Consider the following 16882-nt stretch of genomic DNA (forward strand, 5'->3'; position numbering starts at 1 on the left):
CGGGGTTCAGACCTGCCGGAGCGCCTCGCGTCCGAGCTCCGTGACCGAGGTGTGGCCGGACAGCCCGAGGGTGATGTCGAGTTCGGCGAGGACGTTGCGCACCACCTCGCGCGCCCCCTCCTCCCCTGCGACGGCAAGGCCGTATGCGTAAGGGCGGCCGAGGGCGACGGCGGTCGCGCCCAGCGCGAGCGCGATGAGCACGTCGGACCCCTGGCGCACGCCGGAGTCGAACACGATCGGCACCCGCCCCGCGACGCGGTCGGCGATCGTCGGCAGCACCTCGAGTGTCGGGACGGACTGGTCGAGCTGGCGTCCGCCGTGGTTCGAGATCCAGATGCCGTCCATGCCGGCGTCCAGCGCCCGGATCGCGTCGTCGGGATGCACGATGCCCTTGAGCAGAATCGGCAGGCTCGTCCACTGCCGGGCCTTCGCGAGGTCGTCCCACGTGAGGGCGGGCGTCGAGAAGACGTCGAGGAACGTCTCGACGGCGGCGCGCGGCAACGGGGAGCGCAGGTTGTCTCTGACGCTGCTCGACCCGGTCAGCGCCTCGCCTTTGCGGGCGATGCTCACGCCGGCCACCACCGTCTTGGGCGTGAGCCTGACCGCCGGTGCGGCGTCGGTCGGGGCCGCCGATTGCGACTTCACCCGCTCACGGACGAGCTGCTGGAAGACCGGATCGCTCGTGTACTGGGCGATGCCGAGTCCCCGCGTGAACGGCAGGTAGGCCAGGTCGAGATCGCGCGTGCGCCAGCCGAGCACGTGCGTGTCGAGCGTCACGACGACGGCTTCGCATCCGGATGCCTCGGCCCGGCGAAGCAGCGATGCGTTCAGCTCGTCCGAGGCCGACCAGTACAGCTGGAACAGGCGCGGAACCGTCGGCGCGGCATCCGCGACATCCTCCATCGGCACGGAGGCCTGGTTCGACAGCACGTACGGGACGCCGAGGGACGCCGCGGCCCGGGCGACCGCGACATCGGCACCCGCGTGCGCGAGCTCCATCACGCCGAGAGGTGCGAGCAGCAACGGCGTCGGGCGACGCGCGCCGAGGAAGTCGATCGACAGATCGCGCTCAGAGACATCCCGGAGCGGACGCGGCCACACCTGCCATCGACCGAACGCCGCGCGATTGGCCGCGACGGTGCGCTCGGCTCCCGCTCCGCCCGCGATGTACGCGAATGCCTCGGCGCTGAGGGCTTTGCGGGCCGCCGCCTCGAGCGCGTCGGCGTCGACCGGCACGCGAGGGCGCGCACCGCTGATGCCGGCCCGGTAGATGTCGGACTGCGTCCGGCGCGAGATGCCCCGCGACGTCGCGACGGGATCTTGCGGGGCGACATTGCCTCCGGCGCTGCGCTGAGCCATGCGCACAGCCTAGGCGGCGAGGTGTTGCGAGGGACTAGCCGAAGCCGCACCAGGCGGCGACCCACGACAGGATGCGGCCGCGCAGCTCGTCGCCGACGAACAGCTCGATCTCGCCCGGCTCGCCATCGACGACGACGCGCACGTCGAAGATCGTGCCGCGCTTGTCCTCCTGCACGGCGTGCGGGTCGCAGCGGAACGGCACGAGCGGCAGCTTCACGACGATCGGCTCGGTGCCGATCGCCGCGATGGGGAGGTCGAGCGGATACGCGCCGTCGACGCTCGCCGGCCCGAAGTCGAGCAGGTTCGTCGCCTGCACTCCGGCGACCGTCGCCTCCCCCTTGCCCGTCGGAGTCACGGTCAGTTCGAGCACAGCCGCCTCGCCCGGTGCCGACTCCTGGAATCCGGTGAATGCCAGGGCTGCGGCATCCGTCAGTCGTTCTTCCCGGCATTCGCGCTCGTGCAGCGGCGCGACGAAACCGAGCGGGTCGGTCGCAGATGCCGTCACCTCGCCTTCTCCGACGAGCTCGAGCATGACCTCGGGCTCGCCTTCCTCGGGTGCTGAGCAGTCGACGGCGGGCAGCTGCACCCGCACGTCGACGCTGCGCCCGGCTGGCACCGTGCTCGTGCGACCGGCGACCACCCGCGTCGCGGGACCGTCGAACCGCGGATCCTCCACGCGGACGTCGCCGATCGTCAGCGTCTGGTTCGACCCGTTCGTCACATGCACCTGCGCCTGTCGCGGCGCGACGTCGGCGCGCAGCTGCACCAGCTCCACGGTGACCCCGGCGGGCAGCGTCGGTGCGACTCCAGAGGTCGTCGCCTCGGGGCTCCCCCTCCCCCGGGCACCGCTCGTCCCGGTCGGGCCGACCGCGCAACCAGCGAGCAGGAGTGCGCCCGCGAGCAGCACCGCGACGCCGCGCCCCGCGCGGGCACACGGCATCCCCCGTTCGCAACTCAGTCCCTTCGCACGCCAACGAGCCCGAACGACCGCGTGTCGCGGCACCTTGCCCGCGCGGAGACTGAATTGCGGACGACTCAGGCGCATGACGACGGCTCCGAGGCGTTACCGAGCGAGCGTCTCGCGCGCGACGGTGAAGTCCTCGAGCGCGACGGGGTCGATCTCGATGCCGAGGCCGGGGCCGGTCGGCACGCGGACGTGGCCGTCCTCGAGCACCGCGGGCTCGGTGATGATGTCGCGCGTGTAAAAGCGGCTCGACGCCGACACATCGCCGGGCAGCGTGAAGCCCGGCAAGGCGGCCAGGGCGGCGTTCGCCGCGCGGCCGATCCCGGTCTCGAGCATGCCGCCGCACCACACCGGCACGCCCGCGTCCCGGCAGCGGTCGTGGATGCGCGCCGCCTCCAGGTACCCGCCGACGCGCCCGGCCTTGATGTTGATGACGGACGCCGAGCCCAGCGCCAGCGCATCGGCCGCGGCCTTGTCCGACACGATCGACTCGTCCAGGCACACCGGGGTCCGCAGCCGGCGCGCGAGCTCGGCGTGGTCGACGAGGTCGTCCTCCTGCAGCGGCTGCTCGATCAGGAGCAGGTCGAAGCGGTCGAGCTCGGCCAGGGTCGCAGCATCCGCCAGCGTGTAGGCGGAATTCGCGTCGACCTGCAGCGGAATCGTGCCGAACGCGTCCCGCACGGCGGCGGTGTCGGCGATGTCGCGGCCCGGCTTGATCTTGATCTTGATGCGGACGTAGCCCTCGTCGAGATAGCCGGCGACGGTGTTGACGAGCGCCGCGGGATCGTGCTGGATCCCGACCGACACCCCGCTCGGCACGCGATCGCGCACCGCGCCCAGGTACTCGCCGAGCGGGCGTCCCTCTGCGCGCAGCGCCGCATCGAGGACCGCCAGCTCGAGCCCCGCCTTCGCCATGCGGTGCCCCTTGAAAGGCTCGAGCACGCCGGCGACGTCCTCCGGCGCCAGCTGCCGGCGATCGAGCAGGGCGGGCGCGAGGAACCGCAGCGCCACGTCCCACGCTCCCTGCGTGTACTCGCTCGAATAGAGCGGGTCGGCCTGCGTGACGATCTCGCCCCAGCCGTCCCCGTTCGACGTCAGGGCACGCACGACGATGACCTCGCGCACGGTCTCGGTGCCGAACGATGTCGTGAACGGTGACACCAGCGGCAGGTGCAGCACGCGCAGCTCGAACCCTTCGAGGGCGACGGATGCGGCGGGCCGGGCGATGGGCATGCGGTCAGCGTACGCCGGGCCGTTCGAGTCGCGCACTATCGTCCCGGCGCACCGGCCGGGCAAGCACGCGGCCGATCCGACGTGTCAGTGTGCGAACCGCAGGCCGGTCCCCTCGCGCGGCACGACCACGTAGGTCGACCGGGCGCGACGGGGCCGCCGCCGACGCGGAACGCGACGTGCTGCCGGTCGGGCACCGCCCAATGAGGCGATGAGTGTCTCGATGTGCTCGCGCATGGCGCTCCTCCTCTGTTCGGAGTGGAGGAGCACGATGATGTCCGCCAGATACGTCGGCGGAATGGCAGGTTCTGTGCGGGCTGGTCAGAGCCCGTCGATCTCGGCGAACGCGCGCACCGGGAACGTGCCGAATCCCTCGACGGCGGGCGGCGCGGCGGTGAAGCGCGCACCTCGTGGCGGCAGCTCGCCGAGGTTCGTCAAGTGCTCCACGACATGGACGCCGGCGCCCAGCAGCAGCGAGTGCGCGGGCCGCTCGCCCCCGGATTCGGTGTCGTCGATGTTGAGCGAGTCGATGCCCACGAGCACCGCGCCCGCGTCGATGAGCCACTGCGCTCCCTCGCCCGTCAGGAACGGCGCACCGGTGCCGTACTCCGGCTGCCCGAACCAGCGGTCCCAGCCGGTGTGCAGCAGCACGGCAGCGCCCCGCACGTCGCGATCGGCCAGCGTCTCGGGACGGATGCCTCGGCGCGCGGCATCCCACGCGTCCTCCAGGTGGAACACCTCGGTGCGCAGGCCGACGAGCGACGCCAGGTCGAGACCGGCAAGGTCAGGGCCTTGCGCGTAGCGGTGGAACGGCGAGTCGAGGTACGTCCCGGTGTTGCCGATCATCGTGATCACGTCCATCGCGAACTCCGTGCCGGGCGCGTAGCGCGCCCGTGAGTCCTCGCGGGTCAGATGCGGCGTGATCGTGGGCGCGGGAAGCCCCGGGTAGGTCACGAGCCCGGCGCGGATCGGGTGGCTGAGATCGACGACGCGACGCGATGCCGTAGGCGCGCCCGGGACCGTCTCCACCCCGCGGCTGCCGCGGTGGGGCTCTTCGACGATGCGCAGGCCGCGCAGCTCGACCTCGTCCACCAGCGCGAGCCCGAGATGCTGGATCAGCAGGGTCGCGACCTCTGCCTCGCCGAGGTCGGCCGAGGGCAGGTCGAGCCGGAAGCCGGTGCCGGCGAGGCCCCCGCCGTTGGCGAAGCGGATGTCGAAGTCGAAGTGGGCGCGGTAGTCGGTGTCGGCGGGCATGGCGCCAGACTATGGTCCGGGCGATCGCTGATCATCCGCCCGGCGGACATTGGCGCCGATGCCGGAGCATCTGGCAGAAATCCTCCGCCCGCTACGCCATCCTCCGCCCGGCGGAGCGGCACTTCTCCGCCCGGCGGAGCCCCGCGATAGCCGCTCCAGGGTGCGTTGGCAACCCCGTGCCGACGGCGGCGAGGCACGCCTAGCGTCGAGGCCATGGAGACCTTCGACTTCGCACCCCGCCGCGCGATCGTCACCGCCTCGGACTCCGGCATCGGTCAGGCGACCGCGCTCGCCCTCGCCGACGCGGGCCTCGACGTCGGCATCACGTGGCACTCCGACGAAGACGGCGCTCAGCGCACCGCGGAGGCCGTCCGCGAACGCGGGCGCACGGCCGAGGTGGCGCGGTTCGACGCCACCGACCTCGACCGCGTCGGCCCCACGCTCGACGAGCTGATCGAGCGGCTGGGCGGCATCGACGTGTTCGTCAACAACGCCGGCGGCGGATCGGGCGGGCCGTTCCTCGATGTCGGCATCGCGGACTGGCGGCAGATCGTCGCGCTCAACCTCGATGGCGCGTTCGCCGGGCTGCAGGCCGCCGCCCGGCACATGGTCCGTGCGGGCCGCGGAGGGCGCCTCATCGCGGTCACGAGCGTGCACGAGACGCAGCCGCGCGTCGGCTCGGCGGCCTATGTCGCCGCCAAGCACGGCCTGGGCGGACTCATCGCGACGATGGCGCAAGAGCTGGGCGAGCACGGGATCACCGCGAACGCCGTCGCTCCGGGCGAGATCGCGACCCCCATCAACCGCATGGAGTCCGAGGATGCCGAGCACACCCACCGCCCCGGCATCCCGCTCGGCCGGCCCGGCAAGCCCGAAGAGGTGGCGGCCGTCATCGCGTTCCTCGCCTCGCCCGCGGCGAGCTATGTCACAGGTGCGAGCTGGAGTGTGGACGGCGGGATGCTGCAGATGGGACCGCAGGCAGGGTCGCACTTGACCGACGACTCGTGGCGAGAGGGATGACGATGGACAGCGAGCGACAGACCGGCCAGGAACAGTCGCCGGACGACACGACCGGCATGACGCACGAGGAGAAGCGCCGCGACCAGCTGCTGGCCGCGCCCGGCGCTGTCGAATCCGACGCCGACCCGCGCATCGACGTGACGCATAGGCCGGGCGTGACGCGGATCGACATCCGCGACGACGCCGACGTGAGGCCGGGCGATCCCACGAAGGATCCCGAGGCCTGAGCCGGCCCTCTAGTCGCGGACGAGCAGGTAGCCGCGCGTGTCGTCGAAGCCGCCGATCCGCAGGCCCTGCGCCAGGTGCGCGCCGAGCTCGTCGCGTACGCGGACGCGCCACGCCGCGGCATCCGTCGGCGCCTCCCTCCGGAGGGCCTCGATGTCGTGCGGAATCTCGACCGACGCGACCACGCGCTCGGCTGCCGGGGTCGGCACGGGAGGCGCCGCGAGGGCCCACGACACCATGATGCGATCGGTCTCGTCGCCGCGGTTGACGCCGTCGTCCATCGGGCCGTAGTGGTTCACGAGGTACTCGGTCACGCGCGTGCCGAGCACGCGCAGGTTGAAGTGCGCGTTGCGGGCGACGAGAGGATCGAACGTCCACGTGATGTGCCCGACCTCGCGGGCCAGCGCCCACTCGCGCTGGTGCTGCTTGAGCACCCGCCCGAGCCCCTGCGACTGGTGGTCGGGCAGCACCCCGGTGATGTGGCTGTGCATCGATCGCGTGGCGGGCGCGGAGAAGAAGGCGACGGATGCCCCGACCATGCGGTCGCCGTCGTAGAGGCCGACGGCGTAGTTGCCGGCGTGGGCGAGGGCCCGCAGCAGGTTCGGCGGCATACCGCCGCGGTCGCTGCCCCACACCGCGGCGAGCACCTCCGAGGCGCGGAACACCTCCTCGACGGTGTCGAGAGGACGGATCCCGATGCCCGGCGGAGTCGCTGTATCGGCCATCCCCCAAGTCTGCACCCGCAGAGCCTCTCCCTCACGGCGCCGATAGCCTGGACGGATGGCTGATCGGGACGAGGACGCGAGAAGACGACTCACCCGGATGCCTCGGCAGGGCGCGATCGTGGCGGTCCTGGCGATCGCGGGGCTGTGCTCGTCGTTCATGTTCACGCTCATGGTGCCGATCCAGTCGAAACTGCCCGAGCTGCTCGACGCCAGCCGGGAGGACACCGCGTGGGTCGTGACCTCGACGCTGCTCGCGGCCGCGGTCATCACGCCGATCTCGGGGCGCTTGGGCGACATGTACGGCAAGCGCCGCATCCTCCTGGTGCTGGTGGCCGTCATGGTCGTCGGCTCCGTCATCGCGGCGTTCTCGCCCGGCATCGTCGGCATCATCGTGGGGCGGACGCTGCAGGGCGCCATCGTGGGCGTCGTGCCCCTGGGCATCTCGATCATGCGCGACGTGCTGCACGAGGACCGCGTCGACTCTGCCATCGCCTTCATGAGTGCGACGCTCGGCGTCGGCGGCGCTCTCGGACTGCCGATCAGCGCCGTGGTCACCGAGCGCAGCGACTGGCACGTGCTGTTCTGGCTGGCCGCGGGCCTCGGGGTCGTGGTGTTCGGACTCGTGGTGTGGGTGGTGCCGGTCAGCGTGCTGCGCACGGCCGGACGCTTCGACTTCATCGGCGCGGCGGGGCTGGCGGTGGGTCTGGTCGGCGTCCTGCTCGCGATTTCGCGTGGCAACGAGTGGGGATGGACCTCGCCCGCCGTGCTCGTGTCGGGACTCGGCGGGGTTGTGGTGCTGCTGCTGTGGGGGTGGTTCGAGCTGCGAATCCCCGAGCCGCTCCTCGACCTGCGGGTCGCCGCGCGACCGGCGGTGCTGCTCACCAACATCGCGTCGGTCGCGATGGGGTTCTCGCTGTTCGCATCGAACGTCGTCTATCCGCAGATGCTCGAGCTGCCGGTCGCGACAGGCGCCGGGTTCGGGCTGTCGCTGCTCGCCGCGAGTCTCGTGGTGATGCCGTCGGGGATCGTGATGATGCTGCTCTCCCCGATCGCCGGGCGCATCGCGCAGCGCACGGGCCCCAAGCTGCTGCTGCTCCTGGGCGCAGTCTCGCTCATCGTGGCGTACGGCTTCACCCTGCTGTTCTCTTCCGAGGTCTGGCACCTCGTGGTCGCGAACATCCTCATCGGGGCGGGCATCGGCTTCGGCTATGCGTCGATGCCGATGCTGATCATGCGCTCGGTGCCGCAGAGTGAGACAGGCGCGTCGAACGGGCTGAACGCGCTGTTCCGCTCGCTCGGAACGAGCACCGCTGCGGCCGTCATCGGGGCGGTGCTGGCCAGCTACGCCATCGACTTCGAGGGCGTCCCGGTTCCGACGTCGACGGGCTTCACGGTGTCGCTCATCCTCGGCGGCGCCGCGGCGATCATCGCCTTGGTCATCGCCCTGTTCATCCCGTCCCGGCGCGCGCCGGAGGAGCGGCATCCGTCCCTCCCGGAGTGACGTCGCGAACCTCGGACATCAGCTGAGCGCCGGGCGCGGATCGTGACAGGCGAGCCCCCTACTGACGTGGGACCGATGGGGCCGCTAGCCTGACGTCATTGTCACGGGGGACAGGAGCGGCGCATGAATCGGCGAGACGACGGGGATCGGCACGACGAGCGCGAGCCCGAGCAGATGCCGGTCGGGCCGCCCGAAGGCGCCACGGCGGCGGGCGAGCCGTACGCGTCGACGCGCGCCGGGCAGCGGGCGGCAGAGGCGAGCGGAACGGATGCCGCGGCCACCACCGCCACGGCGGTCGATGACGAGTCGGACCACGACACCAGGTTCTTCGGCCAGCCGTGGGCGCTCGCGCACGTGTTCGGCGTGGAGATGTGGGAGCGGTTCAGCTTCTACGGCATGCAGGGCATCCTGCTCATCTACATGTACTACACGGTCGCCGAGGGCGGCCTCGGCATCGACCAGGCCGTCGCGACGGGAATCGTCGGCGCGTACGGCGGCACCGTGTACCTCTCGACGATCCTCGGCGCATGGGTCGCCGACCGCCTGCTGGGCTCGGAGCGCGTGCTGTTCTACAGCGCGATCGTCATCATGCTCGGACACATCGGGCTGGCCGTGCTGCCCAACGTGTGGGTCCTCGGCGTCGGCCTGGTGCTGGTGGCGGTCGGCTCCGGTGGGCTCAAGGCCAACGCCACCTCGGTCGTCGGCACGCTGTACGCCGAGAAGGATCCACGCCGCGACGCCGGCTTCTCGCTGTTCTATCTGGGCATCAACCTCGGCGCGTTCTTCGGCCCGATCGTCACCGGCGCACTCCAGTCGTCCGTCGGGTTCCACGCCGGCTTCGCCGCGGCTGCCGTCGGGATGGCGCTCGGACTGCTGCAGTACTCGTTCGGCCGCAAGCAGCTCCCCGCCTCGTCGCGGATCGTGCCCAACCCGCTGCCCGCGAACCGCCGGCTGCTCGTGGTCGGCATCGCCGTGGGCGGGCTCGTCGTCATCGCTGCCCTCGTCCTGGTGGGTGTCATCCGCGCCGACAACCTCGCCGGCATCGTGATCATCGTCACGCTCGCCGCGACCGTCGCGTACTTCGCGGTCATCGTGGCATCCCGCGCCATCACCGCGGTCGAGCGCTCACGCCTCTTCGCCTTCATCCCGCTGTTCATCGTGAACGTCGGCTTCTGGTCGCTGTACCAGCAGCAGTTCACGGTGCTGACGATCTACTCCGACCAGCAGCTGAACCGCAACATCCTCGGGTGGGAGATGCCGGTCTCGTGGGTCAACTCGATCAACCCGATCTTCGTCATCATCCTCTCGGGAGTCTTCGCCGCGATCTGGACCAAGATGGGCACGCGTCAGCCCTCGACCCCCGTGAAGTTCGCCCTCGGCGCCATCATCATGGGCATCGCGTTCCTGCTCTTCCTCCCGTGGGCGAACGGCGCCGCGAACTCCACGCCGCTCCTCGCGATCGTCGGCATCCTGCTGGTGTTCACGATCGCCGAGCTCTTCATCTCGCCCGTTGGCCTGTCGGCGTCGACCAAGCTCGCGCCGCAGCGCTTCCACACGCAGATGGTGGCGCTGTACTTCCTGTCGGTCGCGCTCGGCACGTCGATCGCCGGCTGGCTCGCGCAGTTCTACGATCCCAAGAACGAGGTGCCGTACTTCACGATCCTCGGCTTCATCTCGATCGGTCTCGGAATCGCGCTGTGGTTCTCGGTCAAGCCGGTGCTCGCACTCATGAAGGGCGTGCGCTAGCGCCTGGAGGTCCGGAGCGGGGCCCCAGTAGGTAGTGTGCGAGAGCGGATGCCGCGGCCCGGCCATAACCGGCATCGATGAGCGCGATAACCTAATCGGTCTTCGCTGATGCCCTTCGACGCCCTTCAATGAGGGTGAGTCGAAGGAGATTCAATGACGAAGCCCATTCTCGACGTCGAGAAGACGTCCACCCGACGCGCCGGAGCCTGGCAGGCGGCCCTCCTGCTGGCCGGCAGCTGCATGCCCGTGATGGGGTCGGTCCTCATCACGCCCGTCCTGCCCCAGCTCTCGCAGCACTTCGGCGATCAGCCGGGCGCCGACGTGCTCGTGCCGATGATCGTGGCGATCCCGGCCCTCATGATCGCGATCTTCGCGCCGTTCGCCGGACAGATCGTCGACCGGCTGGGGCGCAAGAACCTGCTGATCGTCGCGATGCTCGCATACGCCATCGCGGGCACCGTGCCGGCGTGGATCGACAGCCTCACCGGCATCCTCATCAGCCGCGCGTTCGTCGGCGTCTTCGAAGCCGCCATCATGACCGTCTGCACGACGCTCATCGTCGACTACTTCCACGAGGAGCGCCGGCGCAACAAGTACCTCGGCCTGCAGACGGTCGCGACAACGCTCGGCGCGACCCTGTTCATCGCACTCGGCGGCGCCGTGGGCTCGGCCGGCTGGCACGCGCCCTTCTGGATCTATGCGATCGCCGCTCCCATCGCGGTCGTGATGATCTTCGCGCTGTGGGAACCGGGTCGTGGCGACCCCACCGACGCGCACATCACGGCCGGCGAGAAGGCACGGGTCCCGTGGCGGATCCTCGGGCTTCCGCTCGTGGTCACCGTCTTCGGCGGCTTCACGTTCTATGTCATGGTGATCGAGGTGAGCTACCTCGTCGTCGCGACCGGAGTCGCCGCCGACAACACGGCGACGATCGGTCTGGTCGCGGCCATAGCCTCCCTCGCGACGGCTGCCGGCGCGCTCACCTTCCCGCGCATCGCACGCCGAGGTACCGCGGTGCTGCTCCCTCTCGCCTTCGGTCTGCAGGCGGTCGGCATGATCGTGGTCTGGCTGTTCAGTGGGTTCGTCGGCGTGCTCATCGGCGCGATCATCGTGGGCTTCGGCTCCGGCATCCTGCTGCCGTCGCTGGTCACGTGGGTCGTGTCGCGCACCCGCTTCGAGGAGCGCGGCCGCGCCACCGGCTGGTGGACGGCGTCGTTCTTCTTCGGCCAGTTCGTCACCCCGATCATCATGGGCGTGATCACCGGCGCGACCGGTGCCCCGTTGCCCGTCGCCGTCGGCGCGGTGGGGATCGCGGCGGCCGTCGTGGCCGTGGTGCTCGCGCTCACCATGCGGCGCGCCGCGAAGCCGGCGCCCGCCACCCACTGAGGCAGACGAAGAGGGCCGGATCCCGTTGACGGGATCCGGCCCTCTCTCGTTGCGCGGAGCTCAGTCCGGCATGAGCCTCATGCGCGCACCCTGGTGCGCAGCAGCGCCTCGGCATTGCCCGCCAGCACGCGATCGGCCACCTCGTCGGTCAGGCCGGCCGCGCGCACGAAGGCCACCGGGTCGTCCAGACCCATGTCGAACGGGAAGTCGCTGCCGAGCACGACCTGCGACGCACCCGCGACCTCGATCAGATGCCGCAGGGCACCGGCATCGTGCACGACGGTGTCGAACCAGATCTTCTTCAGGTAGCTCGACGGCTCGTGCGCGCAGCCCTGCGCGTCGGGCCGCACACGCCACGCGTGGTCGGAACGGCCGATCGCGGTGGGCAGATACCCGCCGCCGTGCGCAGCCACGATCTTCAGCCCCGGGTGCCGGTCGAGCACCCCGGCGAAGATCAGGTGCGACAGCGCCACAGCGTTCTCGACCGGCTGCCCCACCGTGTTCGAGAGGTAGAACCGGTCGAGCCGCTCGTCGAGACTGCAGCCGAACGGGTGGAGGAACACGACGCAGCCGAGCTCGGCCGCGCGCGCCCAGAGGGGCTCGAGGCGCTCATCCGACAGTTCGACGTCCCCCGCGAACGACGAGATCTCGACGCCGGCGAGGCCGCGTCCGAGCACCGCGTCGTCCAGATACTCGACGATGCGGGACGGATGCTGCAGCGGAACGACGCCGAGACCGACGAGGCGGTCCGGCGCCTGGGCGACGTGCTCGGCGATCAGCCGGTTCGTCTCACCCGCGACCCACACCGCGAGGCCTTCCGGCGCCCACGGGTAGAAGTGGTTCGGCGAGACGCTGACCCACTGTGTCCGGACGCCCTGGGCATCCATCGCGGCGAGTCGCTCGCGCACGTCGGTGAGCTTCGGGATGCGCGCCCCCACCATGGGTCCGGATACCCTCATGCTCTCGGCACCGCTGCGCCGGCGTTCGAGGGCAGCGGCTTCGGCCACCAGCTCGGGCGCGCGCTTCTCCACCTCCGCGTGCACCGAAGGCAGCAGCAGATGGGCGTGGACGTCGGTGATGCCGTTGGCCGTCGTGCTGTCACTCATGCCGGCTGCGCCATCTTCTGAGCGATGCCGAAGATGAGACCGCCGGCGTCCGCGTCGCGGTTGCCGTCGATCTGCCATTGGCCGAGCTGGACGGATGCCTCGACCACTGCCTGCGCACGCGGCAGGCGCCGTGTGTGGAACTCTTCCCACAGCTCCTGATCGACGGCATCCCTCGAGGTGAGAAGCTCCGTGAGCACGAGGGCGTCCTCGAGACCTTGCGCCGCGCCTTGCGCGATCGTCGGCGGGCACGAGTGCGCGGCATCCCCGACGATCACGACCCGGCCGCGGTTCCAGGGCGCGGTCACCAGGTGCTGCGTGAACCACGTGTAGTGGGCGCGCGCGCCCTTCTCGAGATCGGCGCGGATGGAGTTCCACGGGCCGCCGTACGCGCGCGACTCGTCGAGCATGATGCGAGTGGCCTCCTCCGCGGAGACGGCGAAGCGGTCTTGCGCCTTCTCGACGAGGAACGCGTACATGGTGTCGTCGCCGGTCGGCGTGTAGCCGGCGATGTAGACCGGGCCGCCGTAGTACAGCTCGCTGCGCACGACGTCGGCCGGACGCGAGACGAAGGTCCGCCAGATGCCCATGCCGGTCGGCTGCGGCTTCTGCTCGATGCCGATGAGGTCGCGCACTGTCGAGTGCAGGCCGTCGGCGCCGATGACGAGGTCGTACTCCCCCGCGCCCCGGCCGTCGACAATCACCTCGACCGCGTCCGGGGAGCCGGTCTCGAGGCCGGAGAGCTTCGACCCGAAGCGGACGTCGGCGCCTGCGTTCCGTGCGTGTGCCAGCAGGATCCGCGCGAGCGCGGGACGCGGCATCCCCATCCCCGCGGGGTAGTCCGGCCCGCCGGTCTTGATGTCGGGCAGCTCGGCGACGATCGGGGCGTCCGGGCCGGGAGCCCGCAGGTTGAGCCCCTCGAACGGGTACCCGGCGGCGCGGATGTCGTCCCACGCTCCGAGGGCGTCGAAGACTCGCAGGGCGTTGCCCTGCAGCGAGATGCCGGAGCCGAGCGCGCTCAGTTCGGGCTTCGCTTCGAAGACATCGACCTCGACGCCCGCCTTCGCGAGCTGGATGGCGGCGGCGAGTCCCGAGACTCCCGCGCCGATGACGGCGACCTTGCGTACGGCGGTCATGTCAGAACCTCTCTGTTCTTTCGGGATGCTTGCTTCGTACCGGGCGGCCGTCAGCCGGTCTCCGCGACGCAGCGGACGACCTGAGTGCCGAGACCTTCGATGGTTCCCGTCATCACGTCGCCGTCGCGCAGGAACCTCTTCCAATGCTGGCCGTTGCCTGCCGGGCTGCCGGTCAGCAGCATGTCCCCGGGGAGCAGCGGCATCGTCTGCGACGCCCCCGAGACCAGCGCCGGGATGTCGAACAGCAGATCGCTGGTGGAGGCATCCTGCATCACCTCGCCGTTCAGCTCGAGACGCACGTTCAGGTTCGAGCCGTCGACGAACGGCGGGGGCACGAGGAAGGGCCCTGTCGGCAGGAAGCCGGGTGCGTTCTTCGCGCGGTACCAGTCGGTGCCGATCTCTTTCATGTCCTTGCGGAACACCAGGTCACGCGTCGTGATGTCGTTGACGATCGTGTAGCCGGCGACATGGTCGAGGGCTTCCTCGCGCGAGACCCGGAACGCCTCCCGGCCGATGACCACGGCGAGTTCGAGCTCCCAGTCGTGCACCTCGCTGTAGCCGGGGAGGACGAGCGGCACGTCATCGCCGACGACGCACGCGGGCAGGCCGATGAAGAAGTACGGCTCGCCGTGGGCCGCGCGGTCGTCCATCATCCTCGCCGCAGCCTCGCGCGCCTCGTCGATGGTGCGGTCGGTGCTGTTGGTGAGCCCCGCGGCGACCAGCTCGATCACGTGCTGGCGGTAGTTCGCGCCGGTCTGCAGCACCTGGCGCGGCTCGACCGGAGCCGTCAGGGTGACGCCGGCCAGCGGCATCCATTCGCCGTCCTGTTCCGCCAACGCAGCCAGGCGGTCCCAGGCGGCATCGGCGAGGAAGTCGTTGAGGGATGCCGCGCCGAGATCCTCGGGCGTCAAGGGGCGGATGCGGTCACGGGCGACCAGGCCCAGACGCGGCGAATCGCGCTGCCGGAAGCGGGCGAGGGCGAAGGGGGCGTCCGGACCGTGCGACGTCGTCGTCATGGAATCTCCTGAAGTGTGGTGCGGCGGGAGCGGCCGGTCGACCGGCCGCCCCCGCCGGGTCTTGTCAGCCCTGGCCGTGCTTGGCGTAGGGATTGAACAGTGCGTCCTTGATCTCGTCGGGCACGCCCTCCTCGGTCGCGCTCGGACCGTCGGCGGGAGGGAAGGACTCGGTCATCGACATCGGCATGCTGCTGTTGCGGTAGAAGTTGTTCGACCCCTGGGACGGCTTCCACGTGTTCGCCTCCCAGTCGGGGACGTAATTGCGGTAGCCGCCGGTGTTGAGCTCGATGCGCAGGCTCGAGGGCTCCCGGTAGTAGAGGAAGTTCTGCTCGCCGATGCCGTGGATCGACGGGCCGTACTCGATGGGGATGCCGTTCTCGATCAGCACGTCGGCGGCGATGAGCAGCTCCTCGCGGGTGTCGACCCAGAACGCGTAGTGGTTGACGCGACCGGCGCGGGTCGAGCCGTCGAGAACGACCCCGAGGTCGTGCGACTTCTCGTTCGTCGTGAGCACCGAGAAGACCGAGATCGGCGCCTCGTCGAGCACCGTGCGGGCCATGAAGCGGAAGCCGAGCACATCGACGTACCACTGCACGAAGGCGTCGACGTCGCTGGTGGCGATGGTGACGTGGTCGAGCTGGCGCGGAGCGCCCGCGACCTTCGACCGCTTCTCGGGGCGGTCGGGGTACGTCGACGCCGATTCGGGCGAGGCCTGGTGCCGGGTGACGTCCCAGTGCAGGGTCATCGAGTGGCCGAAGGGCCCGACGAAACGGTAGGCCCGGCCGATGTGCGGCACGCTCTCGAGCCACTCGCCCTGCACGCCGGCGGCCTCGATGCGCTTCGCCGCCTCTTCGAGCGCCTCCGCGCTCGAGGTGCGCCAGGCCATGGTCTCGAGGGACGGCTCGTCGCCCGGCACGACGACGACCGAGTACGCGTAGTAGTCGCCCCAGCAGCGGAGGTAGACGGCGCCGTCGATCCGGTCGACCACGGTGAGCCCGACCTGCTCCTCGTAGAAGCGGACGGACGCCTCGACATCGGGCGACGTGATCGCCACGTACGACAGATGGGACAGGAGTTTGATCATCTTCGATCCTTTCGGAAGCCATTCGGGCAGCTGTGCCCTGTCCCTCCATCGTGATCATCCGCGGTCTATCAGCAAAGCGGATTCCCGCTATATGCTCAATCAGCGCTGTTTATATCCTCGGCGCCCGACCCGGAGGAACACGCCGACGTGTCCGACCGACCGCTTCTGTCTCGACTCGACCTCAATCTGCTCGTCGCGCTCGACGCGCTGCTGACCGAGCGCAGCGTGACCCGCGCCGCCGAGCGGCTGCATCTGAGCCAGCCCGCGCTGAGCGCGTCGCTCGCGCGCCTGCGGACGCACTTCAACGATCCGATCCTGGCGCGCCGCGGCAACAGCTATGAGCTGACGCCGTTCGCCGTGCACCTCGCCGACCACACCGCCGCGGCCCTCGAAGCCACGCGCCGGGTCTTCGAGAGTCAGGCGACGTGGTCGCCCGAGGAATCCACCCGCGAGTTCTCGATCTACGGATCGGACTACGGCTTCGTGACCGTCGGCAGCGTGGTGTCGAGGCTCGCCGCGGAACGGGCGCCGGGCGTGCGGTTCCGGTTCATGCTGCACAACCCCGCCATCGTCGACGACGCGGCCGCCCGCCTGAGGTCGGCCGACGGCATCATCATCCCGCACGGGCCGCTGTCGGATCTTCCCTACGCGGATCTGTGGCACGACGACTGGGTCGCGCTCGTGTCGGACTCGAACGACGCGGTCGGCGACGCCCTGACGATGGAGCAGCTGGCCGAGCTGCCGTGGGCGATGACCTACCAGTCCCGCTCGGCCTTCACGTCGGCCGGGCGGCAGGTGCAGCAGCTGGGCATCGAGCCCCGCATCGAGGTGGTCGTCGAGAGCTTCCTGTCGATGACCCACTTCGTGGCCGGCACCTCCCGCATCGCCATCATCCAGACCGCGATCGCGCCGCTGGCGCTGCGCACCGGAGGCGTACGCACGGTACGACTCCCGTTCGAGCCCACACCCCTGACCAACGCGCTGTGGTGGCATCCGGTGCACGGCCGCGACCCCGAGCACGCGTGGATGCGCGACCTCTTCGTCGAGGCCGGACGGATCGTGGATGCCGGGGCCCACGTGATCGCCGATCCGGATCGATCCTCTCCCGCCTGAGCACGCCCAGGAAGTCGGCG

At 70.3% G+C, this 16882-nt stretch carries 15 protein-coding genes; 6 read left to right on the forward strand and 9 right to left on the reverse strand.

From position 1 onward, the window contains the following. Nucleotides 1–6 precede the first annotated feature (6 nt). The 4 genes from HF576_RS06545 to HF576_RS06560 all read right to left on the reverse strand — a co-directional run bounded on the left by HF576_RS06545 (nucleotide 7) and on the right by HF576_RS06560 (nucleotide 4807). On the reverse strand, nucleotides 7–1359 hold the full coding sequence (locus HF576_RS06545) for an alpha-hydroxy-acid oxidizing protein (RefSeq protein WP_168911899.1): 1353 nt from the start codon (nucleotides 1357–1359) through the stop codon (nucleotides 7–9). A gap of 34 nt (nucleotides 1360–1393) precedes the next feature. Then, nucleotides 1394–2299, reverse strand: a complete 906-nt coding sequence (locus HF576_RS06550; RefSeq protein ID WP_168911900.1) for a hypothetical protein — start codon at nucleotides 2297–2299, stop codon at nucleotides 1394–1396. 123 nt (nucleotides 2300–2422) lie between these two features. After that, nucleotides 2423–3556, reverse strand: coding sequence for an o-succinylbenzoate synthase (gene menC / locus HF576_RS06555; RefSeq protein ID WP_168911901.1), 1134 nt, complete (start codon nucleotides 3554–3556; stop codon nucleotides 2423–2425). Nucleotides 3557–3874: 318 nt separating this feature from the next. After that, nucleotides 3875–4807: a cyclase family protein gene (locus HF576_RS06560; protein WP_168911902.1), complete on the reverse strand. Its 933-nt coding sequence runs from the start codon at nucleotides 4805–4807 to the stop codon at nucleotides 3875–3877. Between the two features lie 213 nt (nucleotides 4808–5020). Here HF576_RS06560 and HF576_RS06565 point away from each other — a divergent pair, with 213 nt between their 5' ends. Next, the gene (locus HF576_RS06565) at nucleotides 5021–5827 is read left to right on the forward strand and encodes an SDR family oxidoreductase (protein WP_168911903.1); all 807 of its coding nucleotides are present in this window, start codon (nucleotides 5021–5023) and stop codon (nucleotides 5825–5827) included. Nucleotides 5828–5829: 2 nt separating this feature from the next. After that, nucleotides 5830–6054, forward strand: a complete 225-nt coding sequence (locus tag HF576_RS06570; RefSeq protein ID WP_168911904.1) for a hypothetical protein — start codon at nucleotides 5830–5832, stop codon at nucleotides 6052–6054. Between the two features lie 9 nt (nucleotides 6055–6063). Here HF576_RS06570 and HF576_RS06575 read toward each other — a convergent pair whose 3' ends face one another. Continuing rightward, entirely contained in the window at nucleotides 6064–6777 is a 714-nt protein-coding gene (locus tag HF576_RS06575; protein ID WP_168911905.1) for a GNAT family N-acetyltransferase, read from the reverse strand. 97 nt (nucleotides 6778–6874) lie between these two features. Between HF576_RS06575 and HF576_RS06580 the strand changes: the two genes are divergently transcribed. The 3 genes from HF576_RS06580 to HF576_RS06590 all read left to right on the forward strand — a co-directional run bounded on the left by HF576_RS06580 (nucleotide 6875) and on the right by HF576_RS06590 (nucleotide 11410). Continuing rightward, entirely contained in the window at nucleotides 6875–8278 is a 1404-nt protein-coding gene (locus HF576_RS06580; protein ID WP_168912113.1) for an MFS transporter, read from the forward strand. 123 nt (nucleotides 8279–8401) lie between these two features. Beyond that, nucleotides 8402–10024, forward strand: a complete 1623-nt coding sequence (locus tag HF576_RS06585; protein WP_168911906.1) for a peptide MFS transporter — start codon at nucleotides 8402–8404, stop codon at nucleotides 10022–10024. 153 nt (nucleotides 10025–10177) lie between these two features. Continuing rightward, a complete protein-coding gene (locus HF576_RS06590) occupies nucleotides 10178–11410 on the forward strand; it encodes an MFS transporter (protein WP_168911907.1) in 1233 nt (410 codons plus the stop codon). 77 nt (nucleotides 11411–11487) lie between these two features. Here HF576_RS06590 and HF576_RS06595 read toward each other — a convergent pair whose 3' ends face one another. From HF576_RS06595 to HF576_RS06610, 4 genes are all read right to left on the reverse strand, one after another. Next, nucleotides 11488–12516, reverse strand: a complete 1029-nt coding sequence (locus HF576_RS06595; RefSeq protein WP_168911908.1) for an amidohydrolase family protein — start codon at nucleotides 12514–12516, stop codon at nucleotides 11488–11490. Then, entirely contained in the window at nucleotides 12513–13649 is a 1137-nt protein-coding gene (locus HF576_RS06600) for an FAD-dependent oxidoreductase (protein ID WP_168911909.1), read from the reverse strand. The genes HF576_RS06595 and HF576_RS06600 overlap by 4 nt, the downstream gene beginning before the upstream one ends. A gap of 50 nt (nucleotides 13650–13699) precedes the next feature. Beyond that, nucleotides 13700–14665 carry a fumarylacetoacetate hydrolase family protein gene (locus tag HF576_RS06605; protein ID WP_168911910.1) on the reverse strand — a complete coding sequence of 322 codons (966 nt, stop codon included), beginning with the start codon at nucleotides 14663–14665 and terminating at the stop codon, nucleotides 13700–13702. A gap of 64 nt (nucleotides 14666–14729) precedes the next feature. Further along, nucleotides 14730–15749, reverse strand: coding sequence for a VOC family protein (locus tag HF576_RS06610; protein ID WP_168911911.1), 1020 nt, complete (start codon nucleotides 15747–15749; stop codon nucleotides 14730–14732). Between the two features lie 147 nt (nucleotides 15750–15896). Between HF576_RS06610 and HF576_RS06615 the strand changes: the two genes are divergently transcribed. Next, nucleotides 15897–16862 (forward strand): LysR family transcriptional regulator, encoded by a 966-nt coding sequence (locus HF576_RS06615; RefSeq protein ID WP_168911912.1) that lies wholly within the window; start codon nucleotides 15897–15899, stop codon nucleotides 16860–16862. The last annotated feature ends 20 nt before the right edge of the window (nucleotides 16863–16882 follow it).

The organism is Microbacterium salsuginis (genome assembly GCF_012524205.1).
GTDB classification, from domain to species: domain Bacteria; phylum Actinomycetota; class Actinomycetes; order Actinomycetales; family Microbacteriaceae; genus Microbacterium; species Microbacterium salsuginis.

Coding starts and splice junctions, on each gene's coding strand:
- HF576_RS06570 (WP_168911904.1), top strand. CDS start 5,830: ATGGACAGCGAGCGACAGACCGGCCAGGAACAGTCGCCGGACGACACG.
- HF576_RS06550 (WP_168911900.1), bottom strand. CDS start 2,299: ATGCCGTGTGCCCGCGCGGGGCGCGGCGTCGCGGTGCTGCTCGCGGGC.
- HF576_RS06560 (WP_168911902.1), bottom strand. CDS start 4,807: ATGCCCGCCGACACCGACTACCGCGCCCACTTCGACTTCGACATCCGC.
- HF576_RS06595 (WP_168911908.1), bottom strand. CDS start 12,516: ATGAGTGACAGCACGACGGCCAACGGCATCACCGACGTCCACGCCCAT.
- HF576_RS06585 (WP_168911906.1), top strand. CDS start 8,402: ATGAATCGGCGAGACGACGGGGATCGGCACGACGAGCGCGAGCCCGAG.
- HF576_RS06580 (WP_168912113.1), top strand. CDS start 6,875: ATGCCTCGGCAGGGCGCGATCGTGGCGGTCCTGGCGATCGCGGGGCTG.
- menC (WP_168911901.1), bottom strand. CDS start 3,556: ATGCCCATCGCCCGGCCCGCCGCATCCGTCGCCCTCGAAGGGTTCGAG.
- HF576_RS06600 (WP_168911909.1), bottom strand. CDS start 13,649: ATGACCGCCGTACGCAAGGTCGCCGTCATCGGCGCGGGAGTCTCGGGA.
- HF576_RS06605 (WP_168911910.1), bottom strand. CDS start 14,665: ATGACGACGACGTCGCACGGTCCGGACGCCCCCTTCGCCCTCGCCCGC.
- HF576_RS06590 (WP_168911907.1), top strand. CDS start 10,178: ATGACGAAGCCCATTCTCGACGTCGAGAAGACGTCCACCCGACGCGCC.
- HF576_RS06610 (WP_168911911.1), bottom strand. CDS start 15,749: ATGATCAAACTCCTGTCCCATCTGTCGTACGTGGCGATCACGTCGCCC.
- HF576_RS06575 (WP_168911905.1), bottom strand. CDS start 6,777: ATGGCCGATACAGCGACTCCGCCGGGCATCGGGATCCGTCCTCTCGAC.
- HF576_RS06565 (WP_168911903.1), top strand. CDS start 5,021: ATGGAGACCTTCGACTTCGCACCCCGCCGCGCGATCGTCACCGCCTCG.
- HF576_RS06545 (WP_168911899.1), bottom strand. CDS start 1,359: ATGGCTCAGCGCAGCGCCGGAGGCAATGTCGCCCCGCAAGATCCCGTC.